Source organism: Aliivibrio fischeri (assembly GCF_009727955.1).
GTDB lineage: Bacteria > Pseudomonadota > Gammaproteobacteria > Enterobacterales > Vibrionaceae > Aliivibrio > Aliivibrio fischeri_A.
Map to the genome: position 1 here is coordinate 371,944 of NZ_WOBR01000004.1, position 20,347 is coordinate 392,290.

Sequence of the window (20,347 nt, forward strand, 5' to 3'; positions counted from 1 at the left end):
TGAACCCTCAATTACGTTTATTGAGATTGAAGATATTGTAAAGCTCTATTGGTATCGTTAATCTTGATTATAAATCAATCGATATACTCTGCTTTATGTGATGCCAATCGGTTTTCTTTGCAAGAATGTAATATGAAAGCGTGTCATTTGAGGTGTTTGTCACATAAAGCTGCCATTTAATTGAGTAGAGTAGCTACATCGAATCAAATATAACTAATTTAATTAACGCGACCCTACAATCGCAAGGAGCTAACCATGACAGCAGCAGTATTCCATTTAGGCGTAACACAAGCAGATCTTCAAGGTGCAGAAATGGCGATCATCCCTGGTGATCCAGCACGTGTTCAAAAAATCGCAGAGCAAATGGAAAACCCTAAATTTCTAGCAAGCCACCGTGAATACACAGTGTACCTAGCTGAGCTAGATGGCAAGAAAATTGTTGTATGTTCTACAGGTATTGGTGGTCCATCGACTTCTATTGCTGTTGAAGAGCTAGCGCAATTGGGTGTTCGTACTTTCCTACGTGTAGGTACTACAGGTGCAATCCAACCGCATGTAAATGTGGGTGATATGATTGTAACTACTGGTTCTGTTCGTTTAGATGGTGCAAGTCTACACTTTGCTCCAATGGAGTTCCCAGCCGTTGCTGACTTTGATGTTGCAACAGCAATGCGTAAAGCGGTTGTTGATCAAGGTGCTACTGTACATACAGGCGTTACGGCATCAAGTGATACTTTCTACCCAGGTCAAGAGCGTTACGATACCTTCTCAGGTCGTGTTGTTAAGCGTTTCCAAGGTTCTATGCAAGAGTGGCAAGACATGGGCGTATTAAACTTTGAAATGGAATCAGCAACATTATTAACTATGTGTGCAAGTTCTGGTTTACGTGCAGGTTGTGTTGCGGGTGTAATTATCAACCGTACTCAAAAAGAGATCCCAGATCACGCAACGCTAAAAGAAACAGAAGCGCGTTCAATTAAAGTGGTAATTGAAGCTGCTCGAAATCTTCTATAATAGGAAGAGTACAAAGAAATATAGAGTGCCGCTGATTTATAGAGAATCAGCGGCATTTTTTATATGAATTGAAAAGCATTAAAAAGGCCCACAACAGGGCCTTTTTAGTATCAGAGAGGATCTTAATCGAAAAATATTAATGACCACCGGCCGCTAAGAACCAGTTAAGAAGGTGTTTTTTAAGATCGCCTAATTCATCAGGGCCGATAATCGCCAAACCTAAGTCTTGTGCGCGCATAATGTCGTTATTGCGTAGAGGACGGAAGCTAACAAGCATTGCACGAGCTTGCAGTCCACCAAGTAAATCACGTAATGATTCTAATTTGTATAGCGTATCATCACCATCATCACGCATACCTTTGGTTTTACATTCAATGATATGCAGTTTGTTATTCACGATACTAACCACATCAAGTTCATTGCGAACGTCTTTTTCACCTATTTCACGATGCACTTGAACATTTAACGAGTGGTCTTGCAGTGTTGGTAAATATTGTTGAATATCGACAACGGTATTGTGAACCAATATTTCAAGCCATTCCCCATTAGCTAAACGACGAGCTTCTTCACAATCGAATGTTAATATGCCGTTTTCATAGGTAGCTAACCCTGTTTCTACAAGGTCAGTTAGTAGCATATTAAGTTCTTTATAGCTCTGTTGTTTCTCTGTTACTTCAACATCTAAACGTTGTTCTTTACGACAGGTGGTTGCTAAGTAGTTTAATGTTGCAAGACCTGGGCCTAATTCTAATGCATTGCTTGCCCAGCGTTGACATAGTTCTCTTAAGCGCTTATCGATACTTTCTGGTAATTCAGTTTCTGAAAACTCACAGCGAGCCCCAAAAATAGCAAGATAATCACTCAAGCGAATATTATCAGCAACGTGTTTTTGTTTGCGACCATCTGGGTATAACCAGCATAATTTGTCACTGTATGGCTCTACAACAAAGATTGGCCAATGATATGAACGGAACACTTCATAAGCAGAAAGAAGGCGGTGACGAAGACCACAACTTGCATTTAATTTGATGTCACTAAAGTGAAGTTTCATTTCAGCAGCAAGTGCTTGCAATGATTGCTTGATTGCGTGGGTATCAACAATATTAGGGATTTCAAAAAAATCAGAACTGATCCCTTTATACTTTAGAATTGACTCCAGTCGATGGAACATCTCTTTTTGAGTTTCATCGCCGATAAATACCATGTGTTCCCCTTTAACAGATAAATCTAAAAGGGGGGTGATAAGACGTACGGGGTCTTGATCTAAAATGCCAACATGCGTAATCATTTAATAATCCTTGTAATAGCGATTACACATAAATGGAAGCAAGAAGGCATGTGTAATCTTTCGTTATATTTGTGGTTTTGAATAATTTTGACTATTCAATACTACTGTTATGAGGGGGGGGATGATAAAAATCAAGCTATTGTTAGATATTCTTATTTGGGCTTAATAAAAAAAGACGATAGAATAGAGCCACATGCCTTACTATAGAAAGAGTTTATGAGCTATTTACCTTTAGATGAATACAATCGCAAGTGGATTTTTACTCATCAATCAATGCCGCTTGATGATGCCTTGCTACCATTAATTAAACCATTCACTCAAGCAAAATCAGCTCAAGTTTGGAATGACTTTATCAGCAGCAATAGCCCAACCGCGGATCATTTTGGCTCGAAAGAGTGGCCAATGAAGAAAAGTTCGTGGACAAATGAAATTGATTGGCAACATCGTTGGGACAGCGATAATGAATCATTACCTGAAGAAGTGTTGGAATTTATCGATTGGTCTGATGAAGTAACCGTTTATTTTTGTTATGAGAAATATAACTTAATTGAAACTTCATGGGGAACGTTCAAGAAAACATGGAAGAACTTCTTATTTTATGATGACTTACCATTATTAATTGGTAAGAAAAAATCACAAGTCTTATGGTTTAACTCTAAAGGCAAAGTGAAATTAGGAACAAGAAGTTAGCTTAGATTCGCCATTTTATGTAAAAGAAAAGCTCATTGTGAAAGCAATGAGCTTTTTTATATGTCATACCCGATTAATTGAAATTATGTGTTCGGGAGCGTGAATTTCAAGATAATGAGAAAAGCTATCTAGTTCATGCTTTAAGTTTTCGGTGTCGGCTTTATTTAAATGGATGATAAAACGTTGAAACTCATTGATATCCAATATCTGTTTATTATACATAATCCATTCAATAATCAGCTCTTGTGGAACAGAGGCGATATCACTTAACCTCTTAGCTGCATTGCGTAACTCTCGAGTACCGAAACGGGACCAACCAACAAAATAAAGTAACACTATGATCGCCAACATGGCGCTTTCAATCATAAAAGTTACCTTCAAAATGTGATGATTTCAGTATACTTGAATCAAATGTAATTAGAAGAAGAATAAGATGATGTTTGCACACCTTTGACAGTGGTGTGCAATTTTTCATCAGAGGTATTCATTTCTCGTATAACTAATTAAAGCATTAATGAGAATCTGTCTAATTAATTAAACGTAAGCCTGCGGGTAATGCGTCACCAAATAAGCGTTTAGAGTCTGCTTCTGTCAATGCTTGTTGACTTGAGACCAGTTCAATCCAACTTTGTGGGCAGCGTTCCTTTTTCAATTTATCAATGATCTTTTCTCGATAATCATCCGATACATCGAGGGTTCTATCACCGGTTAAGCGAGCCATCATTACTGCGGCAAAACCAGCCATTGGCTGTTCTTTCCAATCCTGCTCTAATAATGTTGGTAGCCATTGAGATATTTGGCTTGGCGGCACTAAATTATGCTGACTTCCATAGAATGGTGAACGTGAACAAATTCGGCCTAATGCCCACCAATGTACTTGTGGTTGATTTCCATTTTTAGCATGACCTAATACCCAAGATGCAATCAATATTTTATCTTCTACGTCCAAATGTTCGAGTGCAGCGGCAAGTCGTACCATAGCTTCATAACTTTTGTTACTGGCTTCTTCTAATGTTTTTGGGTTGCGTAAAGAGCCAGGATGCAGGTATTTCGCCATATCAGCTAAAATGGTTTCTTGTTGCTCTTGATTTAAACCACCAGAGATCCGACGCCAGAATGTCCACCAATCGTTCCAAGATTGTTTCGATTCAAATTGAATACCTTGTTGATAGGTTTCCCATGCCTGAGATATCTTCCATTCATCAGCAGGGTAGCCAAAACCGGGACGCAAAGCGAATCCCGTCATTTTTAACCAGTTTTGTTCGTGTTTGTCAGAGCGACGACGACGTTTTTTACTATCAAGTAATGCAGTTGCAAGTTCACGAGACGTAATAAGATCCCACGATTCACGCTTACCAATTAGCTTTTCAATATTTTTATTAAAAGCTTTGATGGCATTTGGGTTTTGTTTGCTACCGCCATAAGCCTCTTTAATGCTTGCTATAGCATTAGGTAGGCGAGGGGGAAGGCTAATTTGATCCGCAAGGTTAGTGCTTTTATTAGACGCCTGATTACGTACTTCAAATTCAACCAACCAACGCTGTGAATCGTCCTCAACAGAAACACATTCAATTTTAATGGTTCCGACTTCTGTAAATTGGCAAGCTAAGGTGACTTCAACGCGATCTTTTTGGTTTGCGTGTAATTCTTCTTTTGATTTACTAGATTCTAGTGTTACCACATAAGGAGGTAGGCTAACAAAACTTGGATCGGCTAATTCAGTGATCATGCCTGAGGTAGCAAGTTGATCTTTTGTCGTAGAAAGTAGATTAAAACGAACAGGTTCTCCCAAGGTTAACGAGAAACGACGACTCGTCATGCGGATCTCTTCACCTTCCTCACTGCCTTTAGCCAATAAACACAGACCCTGAGGTTGTTTGTTTTTCTCTTCTAGCTGTAAATAGAATGAACGAGCTGAGCCTCCACCGATCTTTAATTGTGCACCATGACGTGCCTTGCCATAAGCAACTGCGCCATAAGCAACCGCTAGATCTGGATGAGGGTTTGACAGTTGAGTGACAGTGTCACCTTTCCAGTTATTAAGTAGTTGAAGAGAACGTTCAGCCAATAATGGGCTATTAAAAACACCGCCATTAAGCAGCAAACCTACAGGTATTGCACGGTCTTCGTGATTATCCAATTCAGCATCATCCCAACCTAATGCTTTTGCAGAGACTTCTTTATGATTATCTAAGAACTGAGCTAAGTGTTTACTGATAGCAGGATCAGAAGCATAAGGTAAACCAAATTCAACAACAGCAGTTTGACGTTGATTTGGACGGTCATTAAAGTCAGTCAGTGGTAAGAATCCATCCAGTGCAATTTGATGAACTTCTTCTTTGGTCAACTCGACTTTACGACTGCCACCTAATAATTTAGAACCAGAGCCAAGTAGGGTTATGTGGCCTGATTCGGGAGCATTAGCAGATAACAAACGCTCTTTGGTTTTACGTGTTTGTTGAATAAGCTTGGTTAACGCGGCTGCCGTCATTTTTTTACCGCTGTCTAAACGCTGTTCAGCTAAATGTGCTAAGGCTAAATCGATGTTGTCGCCGCCTAGCATTAGGTGATCACCCACACCGATACGATCAAGAGCTAATTCGTCTTTATTAAAACGCGCTTGGATTAAACTTAAATCGGTAGTGCCGCCGCCGACATCGCACACCACCATTAACGGGATGTTCTTTAAAATGTCTTTTGCGGTGTCTTGATGATGATGGTACCAGTCGTAACATACCGCTTGTGGTTCTTCTAATAGGATGATTTTATCAAGACCAGCAAGTTTTGCTGCCTCAATCGTAAATGAGCGAGCACTTTCGTCAAAAGAGGCTGGTACTGTAACAACGACTTCTTGAAGTTCCATTGGGGCATCTGGGTGGTGATAATTCCACGATTGGCGTACATGATTTAAATAGCTTGCACTAGCAACAATAGGTGACACTTTTTCGACATCATCAGCGCCTGCCCAAGGAAGAATATCAGAGGTGCGATCAACTTTGGTATGAGATAACCAACTTTTAGCACTCACAACTTGGCGGCCTTCTACTTTTGAGCCTAATTCACGGGCCCATTCACCAATGATGGCGTTTTTTATCTCACCCTCAATCGCCTTTACATTCCATGGTAGGGTTAGATCATTTTCAGTGATCTGACTTTTTGATGCGTGGTAACGAAATGATGGAAGTAGGGGTTTACGAGCCACTTCACCCGGTCCAACCAATTGATCGATATTAAAGATTTCGATTGGGCTAGTTTCAATACCAAGAGAAATATCAGTATAAGCAACAACGGTGTGAGTAGTACCAAGATCGATACCAATTAAATAGCGATTAGAAGAACTCATAAAAACCCCAACGTGATGTTAGTCTTGTGGCTGTTAGTAATACCAATTTCAATAATGATTATCTAATTAGTTACATTGGTATAAGAAGGCAACAGCAAAAATACAAAGGATATATAGTAAAAGAGTTCAGCCTCCATAACGGTGACTGAACTCTTAAGATGCGTAACTAGCGAAGAATAATATTTAAATTACGCTTCACGAACATCGAACTCAACGTGCCATTTCTCACCGCTGTCAGCAGCAATAGCTTCAAGATAAAGAGTACCAAGTTCAGTCACTTTAGAGGCTAAACGAACCGGTACAACCTCACCTGATGTGCGGCCTTCAGTAACTGGTAACGTCACTTGAATTGCAGGTAACTCTTCTAGCTCTTCTGGCATCCAGAAATCCAAGTGTGTACCGGCTTGGTCGTCACGACGAGTCGTTGAACCATAGAACTTAAATTGTACAGGTTGGCCAATCACTAAACCAAATTGTTGGCTAGGTACATCGGCGTGCGAACCTTCTTCCATACCAAATGGAGCAACACACAATGCCTCCATTGGTGGTTCCATTCCAGGAATTGCAGGCATAGAGCTTTCGATACCAACATAATAGCTTGATGCAATACCACCGCGGATACGAACACCTTTACCGGTACGAACAGAGCCGTAGTAAGAAGCACCAGCTGCAACAGCTAAATCAAGATCCAGACCTTCAAGCAGTTTTGCGTCTTCCGCTTCGCCATCGATTAACCACTGATTAATAATACCAAGTAGGCGCTCTGCAAGTAGGTTTGATTTTAGAACACCACCATTTAAAAGAATGGCCGTTGGTTTAATAAAATCAGATTCGTTTTGTTGACCAAAGATTTCATCAGTTGCTGCTTGTTGACGAGTCAAGAAACTAGCAAGGTGACGAGTTACCGCTGCATCTTGTGCATAAGGTAGACCCATTTGAGTTAATGCGCCACGAGCAGATTGAACAGGATGCTCAGTCACAGGAACGACAGGGAAGAAGCCTTCAACCAAAGTTTGTTGTACTTCTTCTTGAGTTAATTCAGTCTGTAGCGTACCACCTAACAATTTAGAACCACGGCTAGGAACCACAATCGGCACTGCACGTAATTCAGCATCGTTTAATAGCGCTTCTTTTGCATCACGACAGGCGTGTGTCATGACTTGAATTTGCCAAGGTTGTAGTTGTTTACCTTCTTGCGCTAGCTTCATTTTTAAACGATAAGCTAGGGCTAAATCCATGTTGTCACCACCAAGAAGGATATGATCACCTACCGCAACACGGTTTAGGCTTAAATTACCTTCTTCTTCAGTAACAGCAACTAATGATAAATCCGTCGTACCACCACCGATATCGACAACTAAAATCACATCGCCAACCGATACTTGGTCACGCCATGAATCATCGTTATTTTTGATCCAGCTGTATACGGCTGCTTGTGGCTCTTCTAAAAGCGTTAAGTTACGGAAACCAAGGTTATTTGCCGCTTCTGCTGTTAAATCACGCGCAGCAGGGTCAAATGATGCAGGTACTGTAATTGTAATGTCTTGTTCATTTAGAGGGTGCTCAGGATTTTGGTGATCCCATGCGTTTTGTAAATGCTCTAAATAACGTTTTGTTACTTCAAGAGGTGACGCTTTGATCACTTCTTCAGGACTGTTTAGTGGTAAGAATGCTTCACGACGGTTTACACCACCGTGACATAACCAGCTTTTTGCACTTGCAATTAAACGAATTGGCGTTTTGCTACCAAGGTTACGGGCAATACTACCAACAATTGCGTTTGGTTTGGTTGTCCAAGGAAGGCTTGTATCACCTTCTAATAGCTCAGCTTCATGTGCTTGATACATGAAAGAAGGCAGCTGTGATTTCTCTTCAACTTGACCAGGTGCGGTTAATTGAGGAATTGGCATTACTTGAACGCTTGCGTCTTCATCATGTAAATCAACGTATGAAAGTACACAGTGAGTTGTACCTAAGTCGATACCAATGCTGTATTTAGCTTGTTCCATTACAGTTCAACCTCTGCTGGTGCAACGATTGTTGCGTCATAACCATCAGCCAGTTTTGGCAGTTTCACTTCGGCTACTTTCCAACCACGGTGGATAAGTGTGCCGTTAAATGGTGCTTCACCAACAACATTACCCGTCAGACGAACTTCTGATGGATTAAAACCAGCTGGAATAGATAAACGAGATTCTTCTTCTTCAGTACGAACTGGAGTAAGAGTAAAGTAATCTGATAATACTTTTTGACCGCCTTCATGAATAACACGAGCAGCAGCGCCAACTTCTGCATCTGCGAAGCCTTTTAGGTCTTCTTGCATAAAGTCGATAAAACGAGCTTCTTTTTGTAATAAAGCTAATAGTTGTAAAGCAGATTCAGGTGTTGATGCTTTTACTTTTGGCTCAACTTCGATGATTTTCTCAATGATCTTTTCAACTTCAACGACTTTTTCGATTTCGACGATTTTTTCTACAGGTTTCTCAACTTCGACGATTTTTTCGACTTCAACCGTTTTTTCGATCTCTACCGCTTTACCTTTCTTCGTTATGTACAATAATGCAAATAGAGCAGATGTACCGAACAGGACAATGTGTCCTAAATCAAAGGTAGAAGGAATAGCATTCAAGTCAAAATTCATAATTCATTCTCTATATTCTAGGGTGCTTAGCACCAAACGTTTCTAACTAAATTGTGGCTAATAGTAGCATATTCAAGGGATAAGAGATAAAAAGAAGGGCAATCAAAGCGACTAATATATGCTGAATGATGTAATTTTGAACAGAATGAATCAAATCTGAGTAATAAAAATTAAATATAGGCTTTTGGTTTCGAAAATTTCAAAATTTTATTAGAATTAAAGGGTTATCAACCGTTGGAGAGCAGAGTGTTTAAGAGTAATTACTTTTATGTAATGACCAGTTTTTTGTTAGCTCTATCTCTAGGTCTATTAAGTATGAGGTTCGTTTATTTATCCGATTTGGATAATAATCAAAAGAATTTCTATAAAGAAGCAGATAGACAGTCAGCACTGCTTTCAATGTTAATAGAGAAAGATATTGATTTTATAGGTGCAGGGGCAAACTTCTATCAAGTGGGAAGTAAAAAGGATTGGTCCCAATTCCCTTTATTTGCAGATTCATTACTCCATCGTTCTAATAGTCTTATTTCACTTCAATGGATGGAGAAAGTGAAAGAAAAAGATATTAATGAGCATTTTAAACAAATACATAAAAATTATCCCTTAGCTCAATTATATACAGTCCCAAAAGATCAACCTAAAACCTATGGCTATGTGATGAAAAATCATGAGCCCATTTATATCGCAACCGATATTTATCCAAGAGATGAGAAAAACACACCTTTAATTGGATTTTATTCATCAAGAGAGCGCTTTAATCTCGTCGTTGAAGAGTTTTTAACAACGGGTCGTCCGAGTGTTTCAGATAAAATTCGCTTACTGCAAGATAGTCTTGATCAGAGCGCTCAAAAAACAGGCATGTTAGTTTATCACCCAGTATTTACTTCAGATAAAACATCGTTAAAAGGGGTAATGGTTGGAGTGGTTAGGATCACAAGCTACTTTGATCGCTTAGTTAATTCTACTTCTTTAGGTGAGGAACTGGTTGTTCGTATTATTGATACGGGATTTGATGCAGGTGATGACCCTATTATGTACGAAAGTAGTACATGGAATAATTTCGAAGGGGTTGATTATACAACTAGCGTAAAAATCGAAAATCGACTCTGGAAAATTGAATATAAAGCGGACAATAAATTAACTGAATATCAAAGACTCACGTTGATCTGGTTGTTTTTTGGTATTTTAACGATTTCAATGTTGATTGCGGCACTAACTTCTGTTGTTACTCGAGATAAACAACGAATTGAAAATTTACTTGAAATTAGAACCAAAGAATTACGCTATATGGCAATGCATGATGATCTTACTGGCTTATTAAATCGTCGTGCTATACGTGATGTGATTAGTCGTTATATTGAAACAAAAAAATCATTTGCTTTGTTGTGTTTTGATATCGATAAATTTAAACAAATCAATGATACATATGGTCATCCTGAAGGGGATGCAGTTTTGCGACATATTGGTCACTTAATGTCTGAAGCATTAGGGGATAATGCCTATGTCTCACGCCTTGGAGGTGATGAGTTTTCTATTGTGATGAAGCTGAGTAATATCGATGAATTAACGTTAATTTCAGAACAAATTCATGATCTTGTTGCCACATCTCCAACCGTGTTTAATGATTTCGAGATTGCTCAAACTATCAGTCTTGGTGCCGTACTTTGGAAAGGTGAGACTCTTGAAGGGTTATTGAAGGCTGCTGACCAAGCGTTATATCAAAGTAAAGCGATGGGGCGTAACCAAGTTACCATTCGAGGCTGAATTTTCAGCAATCAACTTTCATAGTGTCGCGCTTAGCGCGGAGTTTAGGTAGAATAGCGCTTCGCTTTTTATTGTGTACCAAGGATCTTCATGAACTTTAATCGTATCGTCTGTTTTGATTTAGAAATGTGCTGTTGGAATGAAAATGGCAAAGGTAGAACAGGGGAGATCATTGAGGTTGGCTTAGCTGAAATTGATCTAACAAAAGGTGAAGTGGTTAAGCGTGCGCAGTATTATGTAAAACCAGAGAAAGATGAAATCTCTCTATTTTGTGTTGATCTCACAGGTATTTCTCCGCGTAAAATTGAAAAACAGGGTCGTCCATTAGCTGATGTATTGAAGTCCATGGTTAAAAACTTTGGCGGAACAAATAAAATTTATGCTGCGTGGGGACATGACGAGCAAATCCTTGAAGCGGAATGTAAAGCAAAAGGCATTGAAGTCCCATTTAATGAGTTTTTGAACCTTGCTACTATTTATCGAATTCGTTCTCGTAAGAAAAATGAACGAATGGGGCAACGTAGAGCAATGGAAGAATTGAATATCGAATGGGAAGGTCGTCAACATTCAGGATATGTTGATGCGTATAATTTGGCCCAGTTAGCATTGAAAATATTGTAAAACCTGAAAAATAAAAAAGGAGCCGATGAGCTCCTTTTTTGTATCTGTTAATACTAAATTCGTATTATTTATTATCGCGTTTGTATAACTCAGTGAATGAACGCTGATAAGCATTTGCGATTTTAGTCATGATATTTTTAGCCATAGCGCCACCTTTTAATCTGATAAATAAACGAGATATTTCGTCTTTGTATGGCGCGCATTATAGATATTAATTTAATAATTTCTAGCTAGTAAAATTGTATTTTCAGATTAGTTTTTATAATGTGAAAATTCGTTATTTGAAGAGTGAATGTAAGTGGGGAACTTATAAAAATCAGGAATAAAAAAGGAAGCCAATTTAGCTTCCTTTTCGGTTTAATATATTTGGTTAAGCTTGTGCGCTTTCTACTTGTTCATCGGTACTTTTCTGTCCTAATACTCGACTTGTGATTGTACCTGCTGTCATTGCTCCACTTACATTTAGTGCGGTACGAGCCATATCAATCAAAGGTTCGATAGAAATAAGTAGTGCAGCAATAGTAACGGGTAATCCCATAGCAGGTAACACGATTAAAGCTGCGAATGTTGCTCCACCGCCAACACCTGCAATACCAAATGAACTTACCGTGATAATCGCAACTAGAGATAAAATGAAATGTCCATCAATCGGGATCCCCACAGTAGGTGCAACCATTACCGCCAACATTGCAGGGTAGATACCAGCACAGCCATTTTGGCCAATTGTCGCCCCAAAGGTCGCTGATAAATTGGCAATTGCTGGTGGTACACGTAGTTTTGTTATTTGTGCTTCAACATTTAGTGGAATCGTTGCTGCTGAGCTACGAGAGCTAAATGCGAATGTCAGTACAGGCCAAATCTTTTTAAAGTAATCAATAGGACTAACACCCACCAGTGATACCAATAAGCCGTGTACAACGAACATTAATAAAATGGCGATATATGAAGCTACGATGAAACCAAGTAGATTTAAGATGTCGGCCGCATTTGATGTGGCAACCACTTTTGTTAATAACGCTAGGATACCATAAGGCGTTAGTGCCATTATCATTTTAACTAATCGCATCACAATTGACTGTGCAACATCAACGAAAGTATTGATAGGAGCCGCTAGCTCTTCTTTTTCTTGGCTCACTTTACGCGCGGCAATACCTGATAGAATGGCAAAAATAACAACAGCAATGATAGATGTTGAGCGAGTACCCGTTAAATCAGCAAATGGATTGGTCGGAATAAAGCTAACTAGCATTTGAGGAATGCTTAAATCACTTACGCTACCAATGCGAGATTCAAGTACAGCAACACGAGCTGTTTCACGAGCACCTTCTGTTAACCCCTCAGCGGTTAAGCCGAAAGTATGAGTCACGGTGATACCAATAAGAGCGGCTATCATAGTAGTAACAAGTAAAACACTAATAGTTACACCACTGATTTTTCCTAGGGAACCTGATTTATCCAGTTTAACCACAGCGGCAAACATAGAAACAAGCACTAGAGGCATTATTACCATTTTAAGTAGACCAACATAACCACTGCCTACAATATTGACCCAATTAAGTGTTGTGTTAATTACGTCGCTGCCTCCACCGTATACTAGGTGAAGCCCTAAGCCATATAAGCTACCAGCAACAAGACCAATCAAAACTAATCTCGATAATGTATATTCTTTACGTTGCTGTGTATTGAGAAAAAAGATGAGGCCGATAAATACGGCTAAATTGATGATAACGGCTAATGACATACTGCATTCCTGTTCATAAATGCGCCCATTTTTAAGGGGTAAGACGCAAAGCACTTTGATTTAGTAAGGATAATAACGATTCGTAGGTTAGTAGGGTAATTGATAAAAGTTATTCTATATAACTAAATGGAATAACTGATTTGTATTAAGTTATAGATACCGTCGTTATCGTTTAACAGCTAGAACAAAAGTATGTGATGCGGTACCATTTCAGCATAAAAATAAGCTAAATAAAGGAAAGTAAATGGAACATGAATTTTGGCAAAAAAAATGGGCAAGTAATGTCATTGGTTTCCACCTGCCTGATACTAATCCAATCTTAACTCAATATTGGTCAGCTCTAGAGCCAAAAAGAAATGAAACTGTTTTTGTTCCATTGTGTGGTAAATCAATGGATCTTGATTGGTTAGCTGAACGTCATAATTCAGTAACAGGGGTAGAGCTGAGTCAGATAGCCGTTCGTGCTTTCTTTGCTGAGCGCTTGTATACACCGACAGTGACGCAATTAAGTAGCACCCTAGAACTTTATGAATTTGATGAGTTCACTATCTATTCAGGTGATTATTTTGTTGCTCCTATTGAAGCCGCTGATTTAATTTATGATCGCGCCGCATTAGTTGCTCTACCAAAAGAGATGCGTGAAGAATACGTCCAAGTGTTACATAGCCGATTAAAAGAAAGTGGGCGCATATTATTAGTAACACTAGATTATGATCAAAATGAAATGGCAGGACCTCCTTTCTCTGTACCTGAAGAAGAAGTACGAGCGCTATTTTCGGGAATGAAAATTACACGGTTACAGCGAGATGAAGCTGATGCGGAGCACCCTAAAATTAAAAAAGGGTTATCTCGTTTTGCTGAAGAAGTGTGGTTAATTGAAAATTAATCAATAAAAATGAAGTGAGTTTATATGAAGGCTATCAAGTTTGTTTGATAGCCTTTTTTGTTGTTAATGAGTTACGCATCATAAATTTGTAATTTGCTTTTCTTGTTACATTTCAAATGTGATCGATATTTATTTATGAGGAAGGACAACGATTTATGATCGAGTTCCCCTACATAAAAAATAAAGATAATAATGAAAAAACATATATTAACTTCAGCAATTTTACTTTCGTTAAGTGGTTATGCAGTAGCAGCAGATGGCGATCTTGTTGATGTGACGATTCTTGGGACATCAGATATTCATGGTCATTTTATGCCTTGGGATTATGCGAGTGATAAGCTCAATATGAAAGGCAGTTTGAGTCAGATAGCGACAAAAGTAAAAACCATTCGAGAGCAACAAGAAAATGTAATATTGGTAGATGCCGGTGATACGATTCAAGGCAATTTTGTTGAAACTTTTAAGGATGAGCCTACAGATCCCATGATGCTCGGCTTTAATGAAATGAAATATGATATTTGGGTGTTAGGTAATCATGAGTTTGATTTTGGCTTGAATGTACTTAATCGTTCACTGACTCAATTTAAAGGTACATCACTAGGTGGGAATATAAAGCGAAAAGATGGCAACCCATTCTTACCTGCTTATAAAATTATTGAGAAAAATGGAATTAAAATTGGTGTGATTGGTATGGATACACCAATGACACAAGTATTTGCTGAAGGCACAAATCGCCTTGAAGGTATGACTTTTACTAATCCATCCCTTGAAGTGAAAAAAGTCATTAAAGAAATAGATAATAAAGTGGATGCGATTGTATTAGTTGCTCATATGGGACTAGATAATGAGAACAATATAGAAGCGACTGGGGTTACTGATATCGCGAATGCCAACCCAGAAATAGATGCTATCGTTGCAGGTCACATGCATACTCGTATTGATAAAGCGACGGTAAATGGTGTGATTATTACGGAACCAGATAAATATGGGCGAGCGCTTTCTCGGGTCGATTTACAGTTTGAAGAGAAGAATGGGCAGTTCACTCTAGTTAATAAAGACAGCTTTACATACAAGATAAAAGGCGTTGAATCAGACGAAAAGATGGAAGAATTGTATGCTCCATATCATAAACGTCTGCGTGAAAATGCAAACCGTGTCGTCGCAGAATTACTAGGTGTTGATCTTGTTCCTGAAAATGAAATTAAAGGTATACCACAAGTTCATATTCAGGATACAGGGATTAGTGCCTTGTTCCAAGAAGCCAGCATGCACTATGCACCTTTAGCAAATGTGATTGCCTTACAAATTGATAATGATATGGCTGAATTAGATGTTGGAGAAATTAAAGCCAAAGATATTGCTTATAATTATCAGTATGCCGGCGGTGAAATTACTGTTTATGAAATGACAGGTAAAGAGCTGAAAAAATATATGGAGTGGTCAGCGGGTTATTTCAATAGCGTAAAAGAAGGGGATGTTACATACAGTTTTAATCTTGATCGTCGCTCATCAAAATATTCAACCAATGATTTCTTTGCTGGTGTGACTTATGCAATAGATTTAACAAAGCCTGCTGGTGAACGTATTACTGATCTTAAATTTGCCGATGGTAGAGATATTACGAATAATACACCAATTCGTATTGGAATGAACAGCTACCGAATGGGGCATTTAACCAAAGATGGTGGTGTGCTTGAAGGTAGACATTTCCCAGTTTTGTTTGATACCGAAGAAGAGTTTGGAGAAGAAGATGGAACAATTCGGAACTTAACCATTCGCTACCTAGACGAGGTAAAAAAAGGTAAATACGAAGGTAAGCCAATGAGTCGCTGGACATTGATCGGTCTTGAAGGTTATGAGAAAGAACGAGAAACGGTAAAGGCGTTAATTAACAGTGGCAAAATAGACGTACCAAAAAGCAAAGATGGCCGATATACCAATGTTGAATCTATTAATGTAAAAGATAAGATATTTTCAACGGAAGCTGAATTAACGACTTATTTAAGTAAACTTGAACAATCTTTAGATAAGGCGACAACTGAGGCTGAAAAAGCACGAATCCACCGCGATATGGTAATTGCAAAAGCTCTGAATTAAACAACAAAAAAGGTGATCATAATTGGTCACCTTTATTTTTTATACTATGTATTTCTTCTAAAAATTGTTGTACAGCAGGACGACTATTAGATTTCGAATGATAGCAAACAACATCTAACTGAATAGTCCAATCAGGGTATTCTGTAAAGGCTGTCACTAATGTCCCCTTAATTAATTCTTTTTCAACCGCATGCATTGGAACCCACGCAACCCCGATACCATTAATCGCCATTTCAATGAGAGATTCGCTTAACGTTGTTTCAAACACTTGACTGAAAGGTACTGAAATAGATTTTGTAAGTTGATTTACTACTTTGTAGAGAAATGTATGTTCTGAATAAGAGAGTAACGGCCATGGAGTATCATCTTTGTGATTTTTTAATAAATCCGGAGAGATAACAGGAATAATTTTTTCCTGAAATAAAATGTGCTTTTCAAGTTTATCTTCTAAGGAAATAGATGGTCTCATTCCGATCATATTATAAGCAAATAAAAGGTCACTAGAGTCATCTAATAGAGTTTGAAAATGATTGTCGATCCCTTGTACGGAAGGGTTAATAGATATATTTAGATGATTTAGGTGGTTATTAAATTGAGCTAAAAGATTTGGTAACAGATTAATTGCAAAGGAATGCAAACAAACAATTCGTACCGTATTGTCTGTTTTTAATGAAGCTAATGAAAAGTCCTCTTTTGTTATTTTGATTTGGTTAAGTAGGTTTTCAGCATAAGGAACAAATTTATTTCCGTGATCGGTTAAACCTATGGGGTAAGAACTACGATCGAATAATGGAACACCAACCCAAAGCTCCAAGGCTTGGATTCGACGGCTAAATGCAGATTGTGTTACGTACCTTGATTTAGCAGCAGCAGAGAAATTCCCTAGTTCAATTAGACTCATAAAGTCTTCTAACCATTTAAATTCAAACACTTAATAACTCATCTTTATCATTATGATTTATAAGAATACTATCATTCAAAATTAGCAATAGAAATCGAGATACTCACATTTTTTATATGGTTATTATTGTTTTTGATAGTTTTAGCTCTCAAATATTCATCGAGATAAATATCAGGATATTAAGGGAGGTGGAATGTATAAATAATATATGAAGTAGAGGGAATGATGTTTATTTTATTAAAGAATGCAAATGTATACGCTCCTCAGCACTTAGGGAAGGTTAATGTGTTGATTGGTTGTGGAAAGGTAATTTCTATTGGGGCTGATTTGAATGTTCAAGGCATTGGTGATATTTCGATCATTGACTGCCAAGGGAAAACAGTAACTCCAGGTTTAATAGATCAACATGTGCATCTGATTGGAGGTGGAGGTGAAGGTGGCTTTTCTAGTCGAACGCCACAAGTTACATTCTCTAAGTTAATTCAAGCAGGAACAACAAGTGTCGTTGGGGTATTGGGAACGGATGGTATTTCTCGTTCACCACGTGATTTATATGCAAAAGCTGCTGCGCTTACAGAAGAAGGAATGACAGCTTATATGCATACAGGTTCGTATGAGGTGCCAACGAAAACGATAACTACATCTATTCGGGATGATATCTCTTTTTTACCTTCAGTTCTCGGCGTAAAGATAGCGCTAGCAGATCATAGATGTTCATTTCCAACGTTACAAGAATTGAGTCGTATTGTTTCTGATATACGCATTGCTAGCTTATTAGCTAAAAAACGAGGGGTATTGCATATGCATATGGGGGCTTTATCTGATCCTTTTGCTTCTGTTTTTGAGTTATTAGATATGGGGATACCCGTTAGTCATTTTTCACCAACCCACGTTGCTCGAACTGAATCTCTATTTAGTGAAGCTATGCAATTTGCTCGTCGAGGTGGTTATATTGATATTACATCAGGAGGTAGTCAATTTATTGCTCCAGAGCTTGCGATTAAACAAGCAATAGAGTCTGGTATAGATCCGAAACATATAACAGTGAGCTCCGATGGGAATGGTAGTCTGCCAAAGTTTGATGTGGATGGAAACATGGTAGCGTTAACCGCTGCAAATGTTGATGGAAACTTATTGTTATTACCTAAATTGATAGAGTCTGGTATTACACCAGAGGTCGCTATTGCCATGTTAACATCAAATGTTGCAGATTCTCTGGGGATTAATAAAGGTCGATTACAGCTTGGTCAAGATGCCGATTTATGTATATTTAATGATGATTTTACACTTTATGGAGTAGTAGCAAAAGGCAAAACAGTGCTGCTTGATAATGAATTACTTGTAACTGGAAACTTTGAATAAGGGGTTAGATATGAGTTTATTTATTGCATTATGTGGATTGATTTTTGCGGGGCGATTAATTTTAAAAAACTATAACCCTCAAGGTGTACTCTTCTTTGTTGGTATCGTTATGATGACCATCTCTATTTTTACTAATAATGCAACTTTTGTTGACAAATCAACAGGTTGGATTGGGTTTGATATTTTTGAATATATAAGCATGGTATTTGGTAAACAATCCGGTGGTTTAGGTTTAAAAATAATGCTTATAGGAGGGTTTGCTCTATTAATGTCCGCGATAGGTGCAAGTCAAGTAATGGTAAAGTTAACCGCTAAACCATTAATGAAGCTAAATTCACCTTACTTGATGTTAGCACTTGCCTTTGTTCTTGGTCAGATGTTATCACTCTTTATCTCAAGTGCAACGGGACTTGGTTTATTGTTGATGGCAACACTTTATCCTGTATTGATTAGACTTGGCTGTAGTAAGGCGGGAGTTGCTTCTGTATTGGCTAGTACTTGTGCAATTGAGTTTGGGCCTGGTTCAGGGAACTCAATTTTAGCTGCTCAAACTGCGGGTCTAGATATTACGGAATACTTCGTTGGAGAACAGTTACCAATTATTAGTGTATTAATCATAATTGTGGCAATTATACATGCCATTACACAACGTTTTTTTGATCGTAGTGATGAAAGAAATCAGATATTAGAGCCTGTAATTAATGATGGTATTGAATCTGAACAAAGTGCTCCATTCTATTATGTAATACTTCCGATGTTGCCATTATTTTTTATGCTTACATTTAGTAATCTTGGTGTGAAAACAATTAATGTCGGTATGGCTACTGCGATCATTTTGAGTGTTTTTGTTAGTCTTGTATTTGAATTTATTCGAGAAAGAAAAGCAAAACCAGTATTTGAAAAACTGCAAGGAGTGTTTAATGATATGGGAAAAGTTTTTGCTTCCGTTGTAACTTTAATTATTGCAGGACAGACTTTTTCGATGGGATTAAAATCAATAGGAGCAATTGATTCAATGTTACATATGGCAAGTAGCGTTGGGCTTTCTGCCGCGGTTATTATTTTGTTTATGGCGCTATTAACTTTTATTATTTCTGCATTAATGGGATCAGGAAATGCGGCCTTTTTCTCTTTTGCTCCAATGGTACCTCAAATAGCTCATAAAATAGGTGCGAATACTGTAGACATGATCTTACCAATTCAATTATCTGCAGGTTTTGGTAGGACAATATCCCCGATTGCTGGTGTTATCATTGCTGTTGCCGGTATTTCAGGTTTATCCCCATTTGATATCGTTCGTCGAACGTTGATACCAATGATCAGTGGTTGGCTATTAATGCTAATATTAACTTTTTATCAGGGAGGACAATTAATGCAATTAATACCATTTTTGATTGTTATATTGGTTCTTTCTATTGGTATTGGATGGGTTGTAAAGAAAAAGAATAATAGTTCACAAGTTACCCCAGTAACTTAATAAACACAAAAAACAAAAAAGGTGGCCATAATTGAGCCACCTTTGTCTTTTTTTATCACAAAGATAAAATAAATCTTATAAGTAAAGCTTAGCTAAATCGCTTGCTTCTACTTCTTGACCTTCTAGTTGTTGGTTCCAGTTTGTACCAACTAAAACACCATCTTCAGAAAGAGTGATTAACCAATCTTCAACAAAAATATCTAGTGGGATTTCTGTTACTTCAAAGTCAGCCCATTCTTCAACGTTGTGAAAAGCAGCATCTTCTTTATTAGACCAGAATGGCATTACTTCAGAGTTTTCAAATTCTGTTGACTCTACTGAAATCCAACCGTCTTCATTATAAAGACTCCACACTAATTGTGTTTCTTTTGTCTCTGAAATGAAAAGCTCTAGGTTTGCTTGAGTATCTGACGTTAATTTGCTCATGACAATGTCTCTTTTAGGATAAACATAACGAATAATAAAGGAATATGAGAATATTGATACTTAAATTTATATGATTTTATGTTATAAAACTATCAG

Annotated in this window: 16 protein-coding genes; 8 read left to right on the top strand and 8 right to left on the bottom strand. The window is 38.0% G+C overall.

All coding sequences use genetic code 11. The annotated features are described in order from the left end of the window. Positions 1-255: 255 nt before the first annotated feature. On the top strand, positions 256-1,014 hold the full coding sequence (udp, locus tag GNP81_RS05135; RefSeq protein WP_060991239.1) for a uridine phosphorylase: 759 nt from the start codon (positions 256-258) through the stop codon (positions 1,012-1,014). A gap of 136 nt (positions 1,015-1,150) precedes the next feature. Here the strand turns inward: udp and GNP81_RS05140 are convergent, their stop codons facing one another. Beyond that, on the bottom strand, positions 1,151-2,302 hold the full coding sequence (locus tag GNP81_RS05140) for a DUF1887 family protein (protein ID WP_005419707.1): 1,152 nt from the start codon (positions 2,300-2,302) through the stop codon (positions 1,151-1,153). Positions 2,303-2,518: 216 nt separating this feature from the next. Here GNP81_RS05140 and GNP81_RS05145 point away from each other — a divergent pair, with 216 nt between their 5' ends. Further along, on the top strand, positions 2,519-2,992 hold the full coding sequence (locus GNP81_RS05145) for a DUF2947 domain-containing protein (protein ID WP_155674541.1): 474 nt from the start codon (positions 2,519-2,521) through the stop codon (positions 2,990-2,992). A gap of 63 nt (positions 2,993-3,055) precedes the next feature. Here GNP81_RS05145 and GNP81_RS05150 read toward each other — a convergent pair whose 3' ends face one another. The 4 genes from GNP81_RS05150 to GNP81_RS05165 form a co-directional block, all read right to left on the bottom strand. Then, positions 3,056-3,358, bottom strand: coding sequence for a hypothetical protein (locus GNP81_RS05150; protein WP_155659618.1), 303 nt, complete (start codon positions 3,356-3,358; stop codon positions 3,056-3,058). Positions 3,359-3,518: 160 nt separating this feature from the next. Beyond that, positions 3,519-6,335, bottom strand: coding sequence for an Hsp70 family protein (locus GNP81_RS05155; protein WP_155674540.1), 2,817 nt, complete (start codon positions 6,333-6,335; stop codon positions 3,519-3,521). A gap of 188 nt (positions 6,336-6,523) precedes the next feature. Next, positions 6,524-8,344, bottom strand: a complete 1,821-nt coding sequence (locus GNP81_RS05160; RefSeq protein WP_155674539.1) for an Hsp70 family protein — start codon at positions 8,342-8,344, stop codon at positions 6,524-6,526. Next, positions 8,344-8,976, bottom strand: coding sequence for a DUF2760 domain-containing protein (locus GNP81_RS05165; RefSeq protein WP_069594662.1), 633 nt, complete (start codon positions 8,974-8,976; stop codon positions 8,344-8,346). The genes GNP81_RS05160 and GNP81_RS05165 overlap by 1 nt, the downstream gene beginning before the upstream one ends. Positions 8,977-9,222: 246 nt before the next feature. Here GNP81_RS05165 and GNP81_RS05170 point away from each other — a divergent pair, with 246 nt between their 5' ends. Both GNP81_RS05170 and GNP81_RS05175 read left to right on the top strand, forming a co-directional pair. Beyond that, the gene (locus GNP81_RS05170; protein WP_336495412.1) at positions 9,223-10,740 is read left to right on the top strand and encodes a sensor domain-containing diguanylate cyclase; all 1,518 of its coding nucleotides are present in this window, start codon (positions 9,223-9,225) and stop codon (positions 10,738-10,740) included. Between the two features lie 90 nt (positions 10,741-10,830). Continuing rightward, positions 10,831-11,361 (top strand): 3'-5' exonuclease, encoded by a 531-nt coding sequence (locus GNP81_RS05175; protein ID WP_005419687.1) that lies wholly within the window; start codon positions 10,831-10,833, stop codon positions 11,359-11,361. 370 nt (positions 11,362-11,731) lie between these two features. Here the strand turns inward: GNP81_RS05175 and GNP81_RS05180 are convergent, their stop codons facing one another. After that, complete coding sequence (locus tag GNP81_RS05180; RefSeq protein WP_155674538.1) at positions 11,732-13,102, bottom strand: L-cystine transporter; 1,371 nt, start codon at positions 13,100-13,102, stop codon at positions 11,732-11,734. 244 nt (positions 13,103-13,346) lie between these two features. Between GNP81_RS05180 and GNP81_RS05185 the strand changes: the two genes are divergently transcribed. Next, on the top strand, positions 13,347-13,988 hold the full coding sequence (locus GNP81_RS05185; protein ID WP_155674537.1) for a thiopurine S-methyltransferase: 642 nt from the start codon (positions 13,347-13,349) through the stop codon (positions 13,986-13,988). Positions 13,989-14,180: 192 nt separating this feature from the next. Next, positions 14,181-16,085, top strand: a complete 1,905-nt coding sequence (locus tag GNP81_RS05190) for a bifunctional metallophosphatase/5'-nucleotidase (protein ID WP_155674536.1) — start codon at positions 14,181-14,183, stop codon at positions 16,083-16,085. Between the two features lie 16 nt (positions 16,086-16,101). Here the strand turns inward: GNP81_RS05190 and GNP81_RS05195 are convergent, their stop codons facing one another. After that, positions 16,102-17,016, bottom strand: coding sequence for a LysR family transcriptional regulator (locus tag GNP81_RS05195; RefSeq protein WP_336495413.1), 915 nt, complete (start codon positions 17,014-17,016; stop codon positions 16,102-16,104). A 192-nt stretch (positions 17,017-17,208) separates the two neighbouring features. On the opposite strand from GNP81_RS05195, the gene iadA reads away from it, so the two are divergent. Continuing rightward, positions 17,209-18,348, top strand: coding sequence for a beta-aspartyl-peptidase (gene iadA / locus GNP81_RS05200; RefSeq protein WP_236798283.1), 1,140 nt, complete (start codon positions 17,209-17,211; stop codon positions 18,346-18,348). A gap of 10 nt (positions 18,349-18,358) precedes the next feature. Continuing rightward, on the top strand, positions 18,359-19,825 hold the full coding sequence (dcuC, locus tag GNP81_RS05205) for a C4-dicarboxylate transporter DcuC (RefSeq protein ID WP_155674534.1): 1,467 nt from the start codon (positions 18,359-18,361) through the stop codon (positions 19,823-19,825). A gap of 75 nt (positions 19,826-19,900) precedes the next feature. On the opposite strand, the gene GNP81_RS05210 is transcribed toward dcuC, so the two are convergent. Beyond that, a complete protein-coding gene (locus tag GNP81_RS05210) occupies positions 19,901-20,251 on the bottom strand; it encodes a DUF2750 domain-containing protein (protein ID WP_005419670.1) in 351 nt (116 codons plus the stop codon). Positions 20,252-20,347: the final 96 nt, after the last annotated feature.